We start from the raw sequence: 13,394 nt of genomic DNA, 5'->3' as shown, positions 1-13,394 counted from the left end.
AGGCCCGCGGTGCAAACCGCGGGCCTTTTTCATGGACGGCTGCACTGCGTCCTCCGTCAGAAATCGAACTGCAGCGTTGCCATCGGCCCGCGCGCCCGCACGTTCACTTCGGAGTACCAGCCAGGGATGTTGTCTTCGATGTCGTAGCGCCGCTCCGAGTAGCCGAGCCGCAGCGACGTGTTGGGCACCGGGCTCAGCACCACCGCCGCTTCGTAGCTCTGACCGTGCGCCCAGGCCGACACGTTGAAGTAGCTCAGCCGCGCCTCGATGGCCACCCAGTCGTTAAAGCGCCAGCGCGGCGTCACCCCACCGATCACACCGGTGTCCCAATTGTTCAGCACGGCCCGCGTGGTGCCGTCTGCAGAGGTGGACTTGATCTTCAGGTGGATCCGCGTCGCGCCGACGAATGGCTCCAGCTCGAAATGCGAGCCCAGCCGGAACAGGTGGTTGTAGGCGATGTAGCCCTGGCGCATGTCGGCCTGGTGGCGCAAGGTATCGGGACCCAAGATCGTGCCTCCTTCCAGCTGGATGCTCTCGCCGCCAGCAAGGGTCTGGGTGTCTTTCGCGCGGTAGCCCTCGTAGCCCACGGCGATGCCCGGACCTTCACGCTCGCCGCCTCTCCACGCGGAGGGACGAACCGTCGCGCGCACAGCGAACGTGGCCGACTCGTTATCGCGCACCGGCACGCTGTGCACCGAGCCGCATGCGCTGAGCACAACCGACACGGCCGCTCCAGCAAACAGCGCTACCAGACGAACGATGTTGAAAGACGGCATGTGATCTCCTCGGTCGGTTGTGCATCGCGACGGCCAACGCCGCGTGGGTGCCGAGGATAGCCTGCCCGCTTCCCGGTGTGGAGTCGAGCCGACTACGGACAGCTGGTGAGGCTCTGGATCCACTGCCGCACCACCGACACCGACGTCGTGTCGACCAGCTTGCTGCCCAGCGGCGGCATGGCGTACGTGTCGCGCCGGTTGATGCGTGAGAGCAGCACCGAGCTGTCGGGCGCGCCCGGGGCGATCACCTTGGCGTTGGTGATGCCGAGGCTCCCAGAAGTCGGGGTGACGTTGCAGGTGCCCGTCGACGCCAACGCGGTCGTGTAGCGCAGGTCCAGCCCCACCGGTGTCGGGCCATTCGGCTGATGGCACTGCGAACAGTTGGCATGCAGGAAGGAGCGTGCCCGCTGTTCGATGGTGCCGCCCGCGCCATGAGGATCGAAGTACGTCGGCAAGGTGCCCGGCGTGCCGGTGATCGTCGGGCTCAGCAAACCTATCGTGTTCAAGGTCGTGATCTGGTTGGCGGTACGGCCCGTGAGCGCATAGGTGATGTCGCCGTTCAGCTGCGCTGTTTCCAGCCCGAGCGTGCGCCCCGCCACCGAGGTGTGGCACTGCAGGCAGTCGCTCTCGCTCGGGTAGACCCAGGTCTGGCTGCCAATCGTCTTGTTCTTGCCGCCGACTACCCGCGTGGCATCGGTCTGCCCGGCGTTCCACTCGTAGGTGTAGCCGGCCCACACGCCGTCGGGGTGACGCATCAGAAGCCGTGTCTCGATCAGCTGGTTGTTGATCTTGAAGTTCTTCACCAACACTGTGCCGTTCGGTGGTGTCCAGCGCCCAGGTGTCTGCGGCGTGATCGAGGTGCCATTGGGCACGGCAAGCCAGCGCTGCTTGTCGGCGCCGTCAGACCAGAACGGCGCGTTGGTGCCATAGGGAATCAAACCGGCGGCTGGTTGCGTGGCATTGCCGCTCGCGACACAACCCGTCTGCGACAGCAGCGTCGGGATCGTGTCGACGCCGGCACCGGCTGCCTGGATCTGGTACAGCGCGCCGCCATAGCCCACCACATACAACTCGCCGTCGTTGCCCTGTGCGAACGAGGTGATGTTCTGCGGCGCGTTGAGGATCGCATCGCTCGTGCTCAGCACCACGCGCGGGTTGGCGGCGACCAGCGGGTTCGGCTGCGTGAAGGCGAAGATGCGGCTCGACACGTAGTCGCCGAACACGTACTTGCCCACCAGGCTCGGGACCAGGCTGCCGCGGTACACATAACCGCCGGTGATGGCCTGGCCCACGTCGCGGCCGTACTCGAGCAACGGGTCGACCAGCGCTTCGCCGTTGGCCCCGGTGGTGGCACAGCTGCTCGCGTTGTAGCAAGTGCTGCCCTCGCGAATTCGCCAGCCGTAGTTGCCGCCGAGCTTCACCACGTCCACTTCTTCGCGTGCGTCCTGGCCCACATCAGCGACCCACAAGTTGCCGTTGCTTCGGTCAAAGCTCCAGCGCCAGGGGTTGCGCAGGCCGTAGGCAAAGATCTCGGGGCAGGCGGCGCTGCCGCTGCCATTCGTGCACTTGGCGTTCGTTGCGAACGGATTCGTCGACGGAATGGCGTAGCCCGAGGCCGGGCTCGCGTCGATGCGCAGCATCTTGCCGAACAGCACGTTGCGGTTCTGCGCATTGCCGTTCAGGTCGCCGCCGCCCCCACCATCACCCGTGCCGACGTAAAGGTAGCCATCGGGGCCGAAGACGATGTTGCCACCGTTGTGGTTGCGGTCGTTCTGGTTCTTCACCAGGCGCAGCAGCACTTGCTCTGAGTTGGTGTCCAGTGTGTTGCCGCCGTCCGAGCTGGTGAAACGCGAAACGTGGTTCTCGATCGGGTTGTTGCCGGTCGAGTAGTAGACGTACACGTAGGGGGTACTCGGCCAGCTGGGGTGGAAGGCCAGGCCCAGCAGGCCCATCTCGGAATCGGTCTGGATCTTCGAGAACAGGTTGATGACCGTCCTCACGTCCGACGATTGCGCGGTCTGGCTGTTCGGGAAGCTGCGGACCAGGCCCGTCTGCTGCTCGATCACGTACCAGCGCGAAGTGTCGCCGGGTGGCTGGTACATGCCCACCGGCATGTTGAAACTCAGGTTGGGGAACACCCGTGTCAGCTGCACGCCGGTGCCCGCCTGGGGTCGTGCAGGGGCCACGCAGCTCGTGTTGCTCGGACGCGAGTCGAGGCCGGACACCGGTGGCGGTGGCGGTGGCGGTGGCGGTGGCGGTGGCGGTGGCGGTGGTGGTGGTGTAGGGGTCGGCGCTGGCGCTGGTGCCGGTGCAGGTGCTGGTGCAGGAGTCGGCGCAGGCGCCGGTGCAGGAGTCGGCGCTGGCGCTGGTGCAGGGGCCGGCGCTGGTGCAGGGGCCGGCGCTGGCGCCGGTGCAGGGGTCGGCGCTGGCGCCGGTGCAGGGGTCGGCGCTGGTGCCGGTGCAGGGGTCGGCGCTGGTGCCGGTGCGGGGGTCGGCGCTGGTGCCGGTGCGGGGGTCGGCGCTGGCGCCGGTGCAGGGGTCGGCGCTGGCGCCGGTGCGGGGGTCGGCGCTGGCGYCGGTGCGGGGGTCGGCGCTGGCGYCGGTGCGGGGGTCGGCGCTGGCGCTGGTGCAGGGGTCGGCGCCGGTGGCGGTGCAGGCGTGGGTGTAGGCGCCGGCGCGGGCTCTGGGGTCGGTGCTGGTGCCGGTTCAGGCACCGGTGCGGGGCTTGGCGATGGCGCCGGGACTGGTGCGGGCGCCGGTACCGAACCACTCCCTCCGCTCGGCTCGTCCCCTCCGCCACCGCAGGCTGCAAAGAGGAACGGCAGGGCCAGGCAGGCGAGTTTGGCTCGGGAGTCACGCACCATCGCAGCACCACCTCTCGGTCACGTCAAAGATCCAATCGATCTTTGCGCCCTGCAGCGACTTTGGCGACCCCTCGAACAGAGTGTGCGCAGCCCGCCCTGCCCCGGGCGGCGCCGTCGACTCAGTCGCGTTCGGGGGCGATCTCGGTCGCGTAGTCGACCAGTGCGCCGAGGATGTCCTGCCCCCGCTCGTCCGCCGTTTCTTCCAGCAGGTCGACGCGTTCCATGAAGGCCTGCAGCGTCAGCGCGCCGCCGGCACCGTCGTGCAGGCGGTGCGCACAGTGCTCCAGCCATTGCTGCGTCTCCACGTCGCTGAGCGTGCCGGGGAAGTTGCGCGCGCGGTAGCGGAAGAAGAGCTCATCCAGCCGCTTGTCCGCAAACGCCGGTCGCTTGTCGGCCAGCTGCGAGGGGCTGAGCCCGCGCAGGCGCTCGAGGGTGCGCCGGTCTTCGTTGCCGATGAAGCCGCCGTACAGGTCTTCGTCGACGTCGGGCTTGCTGTCGGGCGCCGGCCGCTCGAAAACGGCAGGCCACATGCCGGCCAGCAGCTGGCCTTTCTCAGCCGCCAGTTCGGCATGGCGAAGCGACTGGTCGATGTCCAGGCTCCACTTCTCGGCCATGGTGACGCCGAAGGGCTTGTAGTTGCCCACCACGATCGGCGACTTGTTGATGTGGATGGTCTTGATCGGCAGGCGCGTCACGCCCTCGGGCAGGTCGTCGGTCTTGCTGAACATGCGCTGGCGGATCGCATCGACGCCCAACGTGAACAGCTCCGACGGGTCGACCGCCAGGTCCCACACGATGACTTCGTTCTTGTTCGTCGGGTGCGGCGCAAGAGGCCAGACCAGCGCAATGCCGCCACGCTCCACGCCATACATGCCCGAGACGTGCAGGAAGGGCTTGCCAACGCCCATCTCGCGAACCACCTCGTCTTTCTTGCGCAGGCGCAGGCAGAAGTCCCACAGCTTGGGCTGGCGGCTCTTGATCAGTCGCGCCATGGCGATGGTCGCTCGCACGTCCGACAAGGCATCGTGCGCCGCCTCGTGCGTCAGGCCGTTGGCCTTGGTCAGGTGCTCGAGCTTGAACGAGGGCCGGCCGTCTTCGTGCTTCGGCCACTCGATGCCCTCTGGGCGCAGCGCCCAGGTCACGCGCACCACGTCAAGCAGATCCCAGCGGCCGCACTGGTTTTGCCATTCGCGGGCATACGGGTCGATCAGGTTGCGCCAGAAGAGATGGCGCGTGACCTCGTCGTCGAAGCGGATCGAGTTGTAGCCCACGCCGATGGTGCCGGGCTTGGCCAGCTCCTTCTCGATGACATTGGCGAACGCATGCTCGGGCACACCCTGGGCCAGGCAGGTCTGCGGGAGGATGCCGGTGAGCAGGCACGCCTCGGGCTCGGGCAGGTAGTCGGGCGCAGGCTGGCAATAGATCATCACCGGCTCGCCGATCTCGTTCAGGTCGGCGTCGGTGCGCACGCCGGCAAATTGCGAAGGCCGGTCACGCCGGGGCACGCGGCCAAAGGTTTCGTAGTCGTGCCAGTAGAAGGTCGTATCGGTCATATGGCCGCAATCTAGCAGGCCCTCGACGCCGACTGCCATCGGCTAAGCTGACGGACTCGTTTTTCCATCGCCCCCGGAGACCCTTGCATGACCCGCGTTTTCAACTTCAGCGCCGGCCCCGCCGCGCTGCCCGAGCCCGTGCTGCAACAGGCCGCCGAAGAGATGCTCGACTGGAACGGCTCCGGCATGTCGGTCATGGAGATGAGCCACCGCGGCAAGGAGTTCATGGCCATTCACGCACAAGCCCAGGCCGACTTCGCCGAGCTGGTCGGCCTGCCCGCCAACTACAAGCTGCTGTTCCTGCAAGGCGGCGGCATCGGCCAGAACGCCATCGTGCCGATGAACCTGCTGCGCGGCAAAACCAGCATCGACTTCATCAACACCGGCTCGTGGGCCACCAAGTCGATCAAGGAAGCGAAGAAGTACGCCACCGCCAACGTGGCCGCCAGTTCCGAGGCTGAGCGCTTCACGCGCATCCCGCCGCGCGACACCTGGCAACTCGACAAGAACGCCGCCTACGTGCACATCTGCTCCAACGAGACCATCGGTGGCGTCGAGTACCACTGGGTGCCGGACACCGGCAGCGTGCCGCTGGTGACCGACATGTCGTCGAGCATCCTCTCGCGCCCGATCGAGGTCAGCCGCTACGGGCTGATCTTTGCCGGCGCGCAAAAGAACATGGGCCCCTCGGGCCTCACCGTGGTGATCGTGCGCGACGACCTGCTCGGCGGCGCCCTGCCCATCACGCCCTCGGCCTTCGACTTCAAGCAGCAGGCCGATGCCGACTCCATGCTCAACACGCCGCCCACCTACGCGATCTACATCGCCGGGCTGGTGTTCAAGTGGCTGAAGGCGCAAGGCGGGCTGACGGCCATGGAGCAGCGCAACCGCCGCAAGGCCGCCTTGCTGTACGACCTGCTCGACGCCACGCCGTTCTATACCAACCCCGTCGCCCGCGGAGACCGCTCGCTGATGAACGTGCCCTTCACGCTGCGCGACGACCGGCTCAACGAACCCTTCCTGAAGGGCGCTGAAGAACGCGGCATGCGCCAGCTCAAGGGCCACAGCTCGGTGGGCGGCATGCGCGCGTCGATCTACAACGCCATGTCGGTCGAAGGCGTGCAAGCCCTGGCCGACTACATGAAGGAGTTCGCTGCTCGCCACGGTTGAGGGTGCGACGGCCGCCTGAGCGGCCCTTCATATAAGAACAAGCAACACGCACGGATAGAGAAAAGACACAGGGGCCCTGCCGGAAACGGCAGGGCCCTTTTTTGTCAGCAGTTTCCCTAGGTGGTACGCCATTCGTGACGAATGTCTCTGTCGCCATGCAGGCAACTTGCCAACTCCAACATCAAGTCACGAACTGCGCTGTTTAGGGCCTGCAAATCCGCCTTAAGTCGAACTGACGCGGGACCGATATTCCGAGGGAATGGGAGAAAGGGACTTTCCTCGTGGCCGCGTCGCGGTCTGCGACGCAAGAACCAACCGCCCTGAAGTACCCAAGTGAAACCAACCGTTCTGCGTCAGATAGCCGTGTTGCCAACCAAGAAGGTTGCCTCTCTGCCGTTGACCGGAATCACTGAACAAGCGAACTAGGACACACCATGGCCAGCTATATCCCGAATCTAAGCACCGCTGTCATCGCCGGTCTGTCGACCAAGACCATCGCTGGTTTGACAACTGACGATTGGGCGGCGTTTCGCACCGATCAGATCGTTGCGCTGACCTCCGCGCAGGTCGCCGCGATCTCGACCGCGGGCATTCAGACGCTGACGTCTGACCAGATTCCGATGCTGGAAACAAACGACCTGCGCGCCCTCGGCTCGGCGGCGATCCGCACGCTGACGAGCGATCAGCTCGGCTACTTCACGAGCGACCAGTTCCCTGCGCTGACGACCAGCCAGATCGGTTGGCTGACCACCAGCCAGATCTCGACCCTGAACTCCGCCAACCTGAACGCCCTCAGCAGCACGCAGTTCGCCGCGCTGTCCAGCACCCAGGCTCACGCACTGACGAGCGACCAGATCTCCACGCTGGAATCGTCTGACCTTCGCGCCCTCAGCACCGCTGCCCTTCGCTCGTGGGACAGCACCCAGTTCGGCGCCCTGAGCACTGACAACCTCAGCGCCTTGACGACCTCGCAAGTGGCCGCGCTCGCCAGCAGCACCCTCGCCTCGCTGGCCTCCGATCACCTGAATGCGTTCGGCACCGCCCAGTTCGCCGCAATGACCACGGCGCAAGTCGCCGGCCTCACCAGTGACCAGATCAGCACCCTCGAATCGAGCGACCTGCGTGCCCTGAGCACCGGCCAGTTCGCCGCGTTGACCACGGCGCAAGTGAAGGCGCTGACGACCGATGAGATGTCGCAGCTCGAGACCGCCGACCTGCGCGCCATCAGCTCCGCCGCGCTGCGCTCGCTGTCCAGCGACCAGCTCAACGCACTCACCTCCGACCAGATGGCGGCCCTGACGACGGCGCAAGTCGGCGCCCTCGGCACCGACCAGATCGCTGGCCTGAGCACCACCAACCTGAACGCGCTGAGCTCGACGCAATTCGCGTCGCTCACGACGGCCGCCGCCAAGGCGCTGACGACGGACCAGATTTCCGCGCTCGAGTCGTCTGACTTGCGCGCCCTGAGCTCGTCAGCCCTGCGTGCCTGGAGCACCGACCAGTTCGGCGCCCTGAGCACCGACAACCTGGCCGCCCTCACGACCTCGCAAGTCTCTGCGCTTGCCACCAACGCACTCGCATCGCTGGCTTCCGATCACCTGAATGCTTTGGGCACCGCGCAGTTCGCTGCGATGACGACCGCCCAAGTCGCCGGCCTCACCAGCGACCAGATCAGCACCCTCGAATCGGCTGACCTGCGTGCCCTGAGCACCAGCCAGTTTGCCGCGATGACCACGGCACAGATCCATGGGCTGACGACCGACCAGATGTCGCAGCTTGAGACCGCCGACCTGCGTGCCATCAGCTCCGCCGCGCTGCGCTCGCTGTCCAGCGACCAGCTCAACGCATTGACCTCCGACCAGATGGTCGCCCTGACGACCGCGCAAGTCGGTTCCCTCGGCACCGACCAGATCGCTGGCCTGAGCACCACGAACCTGAACGCGCTGACGTCGACCCAGTTCGCGTCGATGACGACGGCTGCCGCCAAGGCGCTGACGACCGACCAGATCAGCGCCCTGGAGTCTGCCGACCTGCGTGCCCTGAGCTCGTCCGCGCTGCGCGCCTGGAGCACCGACCAGTTCGGCGCACTGAGCACCGACAACCTCGCAGCGATGACCACCTCGCAAGTGGCCGCACTCACCACCGGCGCACTCGCATCGCTGGCCTCTGATCACCTGAACGCCTTCGGCACCGCCCAGTTCGCTTCGATGACGACCGCGCAAGTGGCCGGCCTCACCAGCGACCAGATCAGCACCCTCGAATCGGCTGACCTGCGCGCCCTCAGCAGCGGCCAGTACGCTGCACTGACGACCGCACAGGTCCACGCCCTGACGACCGACCAGATGTCGCAGATCGAGACCGCCGACCTGCGTGCGATCACCTCGACTGCCCTGCGCTCGCTCGGCAGCGACCAGCTGAACGCACTGACCTCCGACCAGATGGTCGCCCTGACGACGGCGCAAGTCGGCGCCCTCGGCACCGACCAGATCGCCGGCCTCAGCACGACCAACCTCAACGCGCTGACTTCGACCCAGTTCGCCTCGCTGTCGACAGCCGCCGCCAAGGCACTGACGACCGACCAGATTTCCGCGCTCGAATCGTCTGACCTCCGCGCCCTGAGCTCGTCGGCCCTGCGTGCCTGGAGCACCGACCAGTTCGGCGCCTTGAGCACCGACAACCTGGCCGCGATGACGACGGCGCAAGTCGCCTCGTTGACCACGACCGAACTCTCGTCGCTGGCCTCCGATCACTTGAACGCCTTCGGCACCGCCCAGTTCGCTGCGATGACGACGGCTCAAGTGGCAGCCCTCGGCTCCGACCAGTTCAGCACACTCGAATCGGCTGACCTGCGTGCCCTCAGCACCGGCCAGTTCGCTGCGCTGACGACCGCACAGGTCCACGCGCTGACGACCGACCAGATGTCGCAGATCGAGACCGCCGACCTGCGTGCGATCAGCTCAACCGCGCTGCGCTCGCTCGGCAGCGACCAACTGAACGCGCTGACCTCCGACCAGATGGTCGCACTCACTACCGCCCAGATCGGCTCGCTGACGACCGACCAGGTCGCCGGCCTGAGCACGACCAACCTGAACGCCCTCAGCTCAACGCAATTCGCCTCGCTGACGACCGCCGCCGCCCATGCGCTGACGACCGACCAGATCTCCACGCTGGAGTCCGCTGACCTGCGCGCCCTGAGCTCGGCTTCGCTTCGTTCCTGGAGCACCGACCAGCTCGGCGCCCTGAGCACCGACAACCTTGCCGCGATGACCACGGCCCAGGTCGCTTCCCTCACGACGGACGCACTGGCATCGCTGGCTTCGGATCACCTGAATGCCTTCGGCACCGCGCAGTTCGCGGCCATGACGACCGCGCAAGTGGCCGCCCTCACCAGCGCCCAGGTCAGCACCCTCGAATCCGCTGACCTGCGCGGCCTGACCACCGGCCAGTACGCTGCGATGACCAGCGCACAAGTGCACGCCCTGACGACCGACCAGATGTCGCAGCTGGAAACAGCCGACCTGCGCTCGATCAGCTCGACCGCCCTGCGCTCGCTCGGCACCGACCACCTCAACGCGCTGACCTCTGATCAGATTGCTGCCCTCACCACGGCCCAGCTGGGCGCGCTGAGCAGCGACCAGATTGCCGGCCTGAGCACGACCAACCTGAACGCCCTCACCTCGGCGCCGCAATTCGCATCGCTGACCAGCGCCCAGGCCCGCGCCATGACGACGGACCAGATCTCCGCGCTCGAATCGTCTGACCTGCGCGCCCTCAGCTCGTCGGCCCTGCGTGCCTGGACCACGGACCAGATCAACGCGCTGAGCACCGACAACCTGGCCGCGATGACCACGGGTCAAGTGGCTTCGTTGACCACGACCGAGCTGTCGTCCTTGACCTCGGATCACCTCAACGCCTTCGGCACCGCGCAATTCGCTGCGATGACGACGGCTCAAGTGGCCGCCCTCACCAGCGACCAGATCAGCACCCTCGAATCGGCTGACCTGCGTGCCCTGAGCACCGGCCAGTTCGCTGCGATGACCACAGCGCAGATCCATGCGCTGACCACCGACCAGATGTCGCAACTGGAGACGGCCGACCTGCGTGCGATCACCTCGACCGCACTGCGCTCGCTCGGCAGCGACCAGCTGAATGCACTGACCTCCGACCAGATGGTGGCCCTGACGACGGCGCAAGTCGGCGCACTCACCACCGACCAGGTCGCTGGCCTGAGCACGACCAACCTGAACGCACTCAGCTCGACCCAGTTCGCTTCGCTGTCGACGGCCGCCGCCAAGGCGTTCACCACCGACCAGATCAGCGCCCTGGAGTCTGCCGACCTGCGTGCCCTGAGCTCGTCGGCCCTGCGTGCCTGGAGCACCGACCAGTTCGGCGCCTTGAGCACCGACAACCTGGCCGCGATGACGACGGCTCAAGTCGCTTCGCTCACAACGACAGAACTGTCGTCGCTGGCTTCCGATCACCTCAATGCCTTCGGCACCGCGCAGTTCGCTGCGATGACGACGGCGCAAGTCGCCGCCCTCGGCTCCGACCAGTTCAGCACGCTGGAATCCGCTGACCTGCGTGCCCTGACCACTGGCCAGTTCGCTGCGCTGACGACCGCACAGGTCCACGCTCTGACGACCGACCAGATGTCGCAGATCGAGACCGCCGACCTGCGTGCTATCAGCTCGACGTCCCTGCGTTCGCTGGGCAGCGATCAGCTGAATGCGCTGACCTCCGACCAGATGGTCGCCCTCACCACCGCCCAGATCGGCTCGTTGACGACCGACCAAGTGGCCGGCCTGAGCACGACCAACCTGAACGCGCTGAGCTCGACGCAATTCGCTTCGCTCACGACCGCCGCCGCCAAGGCCCTGACAACCGACCAGATCAGCGCACTGGAGTCTGCCGACCTGCGTGCCCTGAGCTCGGCTTCGCTGCGTGCCTGGAGCACCGACCAGTTCGGCGCCTTGAGCACCGACAACCTGGCCGCGATGACCACGGCTCAAGTGAGCGCCCTGAGCACCAGCGCCCTCGCGTCGATGGCTTCGGACCACCTGAACGCCTTCGGCACCGCCCAGTTCGCCGCGCTCACGACCTCGCAAGTCGTCGGCCTGACGAGCGACCAGATCAGCACACTCGAATCGGCTGACCTGCGTGCCATGACGACCGGCCAGTTCGCCGCCCTGACGACCGCTCAGGTGCACGCACTGACCAGCGACCAGCTCTCGCAGCTGGAGACCGCCGACCTGCGCGCCATCAGCACCGCGGCTCTGCGTTCCCTGGACACCGCCCAGCTCAATGCGCTGACGTCCGATGAAATGGTGGCCCTGAGCACCGCCCAGGTCGGCGCGCTGAGCAGCGACCAGATCGCGGGCTTGAGCAGCACCAACCTGAATGCGATGACCTCGGCGCAGTTCGCCTCGTTCAGCACTGCAGCGGCCCAGGCGCTGACCACCGACCAGATCTCCACGCTGGAATCGGCCGACCTGCGCGCCCTGAGCACGGCGGCACTCCATTCCTGGAGCACCGACCAGCTGAACGCGCTGAGCACCGACAACCTTGCTGCACTGACGACCGCACAAGTCGCCAGCCTGGGCTCGACCGTCGCGTCGCTGACCACCGATCACCTGAATGCCTTCACGACGACCCAGTTCGCGGCCTTCACCACCTCGGAAATCAGCTCGCTGACCAACGGCCAGATCGGCAGCCTGGAGACCGACTCGCTGGTTGCACTGACCACGGCCCAGTTCGCCGCGTTCTCGGCAGCGCAGATCGTGGCCCTGACCACCGACCAGATCTCGGTGATCGAAACCAACGACCTGCGTGCCCTGACCTCGACCACGCTGCGCGCCCTGACGGATGCGCAACTGGCCGAACTGACCACGACGCAACTCACGTCGCTGGGCGGCCAGGTGATGAACCTGACCACCTCGCAGCTGGCTGGCCTGGCGTCCGACGACCTGAACGCGTTCACCGCGGCCCAGTTCTCGGTGATGTCCACGAACCAGATCTCGCACCTCACGACGACGCAGATCTCGACGCTGGAAAGCGCCGACCTGCGCGCCCTGGGCAACGCCTCGTTCGCATCGCTGACGACCGATCAGGTCCAGGCCATCACGACCGACCAGTTCCAGACACTGACCGCCAACCAGGTCGCGCACTTCACGACGGCTCAGATGCACGCGCTGACCACAGACCAGATCGTGGCCTTCACGACCGACCAGATCGTGGCCCTGACCACGGCTGAAATCGGTGCGATGACGATGACGCAGATCTCGGCCTTCGAAGGTGGCGATGTGGGTGTGATGTCGTCGGCACAGCTCGACGCCTTCTTCGGCGCCACGCCGATCGTGCTCGACCTCGACGGCACCGGCATCCACACGACCTCGGCAGCCAACGGCGTGCACTTCGACCTGAACGGCACCGGCACCACGAACAAGGTGGGCTGGATCACCGGCAACAGCGGCCTGCTGGTCATGGACCGCAACCACGACGGCCAGATCAACGACGGCACCGAGCTGTTCGGTGTGGCCACGAAGAATGCTGACGGCACCCGCGCCGGCAACGGTTACGCGGCCCTGGCACTGGAAGACACGAACCACGACCACAAGCTCACGACCGCCGATGCCCACTTCAAGGACATCAAGGTCTGGGTCGACGGCAACCACGACGGCAAGAGCGACGCGAGCGAGTTGCATGGCCTGGCGGACTTCGGCATCGTCTCGCTCGACCTGAACCACGTGACGGGCTCGCAGATGGACAACGGCAACCTGCTGGGGATGGTGTCGAGCTACACCACCGCCGACGGTGCCACGCACCAGATGGCCGACGTGTACTTCGCCAAGGACACGACCGCTGCCACGACGACGGCACCGGCACTCAGCGAACTGCTGGCCGGCCCGACCGCCGACGTGCTGCCCGCATCGACCACGGCCCACGCCGCGGTGGTTGCACCGGCACCGGTGGTGGCCATCAGCCAGAGCATCCTGCCGGTCGACGACAACAAGCAGCAACCGCTGATCTGATCC

At 66.4% G+C, this 13,394-nt stretch carries 6 protein-coding genes; 3 read left to right on the top strand and 3 right to left on the bottom strand.

All coding sequences use genetic code 11. The annotated features are described in order from the left end of the window. Window positions 1-56: 56 nt before the first annotated feature. Window positions 57-776, bottom strand: coding sequence for a hypothetical protein (locus tag AC1DYS_RS10450; protein WP_477898690.1), 720 nt, complete (start codon window positions 774-776; stop codon window positions 57-59). A 92-nt stretch (window positions 777-868) separates the two neighbouring features. After that, window positions 869-2,962: a PQQ-dependent sugar dehydrogenase gene (locus AC1DYS_RS10445; protein ID WP_477898688.1), complete on the bottom strand. Its 2,094-nt coding sequence runs from the start codon at window positions 2,960-2,962 to the stop codon at window positions 869-871. Window positions 2,963-3,096: 134 nt separating this feature from the next. On the opposite strand from AC1DYS_RS10445, the gene AC1DYS_RS10440 reads away from it, so the two are divergent. Beyond that, entirely contained in the window at window positions 3,097-3,444 is a 348-nt protein-coding gene (locus tag AC1DYS_RS10440; RefSeq protein ID WP_477898686.1) for a hypothetical protein, read from the top strand. Between the two features lie 315 nt (window positions 3,445-3,759). On the opposite strand, the gene sbcB is transcribed toward AC1DYS_RS10440, so the two are convergent. After that, window positions 3,760-5,193, bottom strand: coding sequence for an exodeoxyribonuclease I (gene sbcB, locus AC1DYS_RS10435; RefSeq protein WP_477898684.1), 1,434 nt, complete (start codon window positions 5,191-5,193; stop codon window positions 3,760-3,762). Between the two features lie 87 nt (window positions 5,194-5,280). On the opposite strand from sbcB, the gene serC reads away from it, so the two are divergent. Together serC and AC1DYS_RS10425 are read left to right on the top strand one after the other, a co-directional pair. Then, on the top strand, window positions 5,281-6,363 hold the full coding sequence (gene serC / locus AC1DYS_RS10430) for a 3-phosphoserine/phosphohydroxythreonine transaminase (RefSeq protein WP_477898682.1): 1,083 nt from the start codon (window positions 5,281-5,283) through the stop codon (window positions 6,361-6,363). Between the two features lie 434 nt (window positions 6,364-6,797). Beyond that, complete coding sequence (locus AC1DYS_RS10425) at window positions 6,798-13,391, top strand: SPM autocatalytic domain-containing protein (protein ID WP_477898680.1); 6,594 nt, start codon at window positions 6,798-6,800, stop codon at window positions 13,389-13,391. The last annotated feature ends 3 nt before the right edge of the window (window positions 13,392-13,394 follow it).

The sequence above is a fragment of the Rhizobacter sp. P2_G4 genome (genome assembly GCF_056403575.1).
Note: the sequence above shows the minus strand (reverse complement) of the source record. Positions and strands in the feature narration are given on the sequence as shown.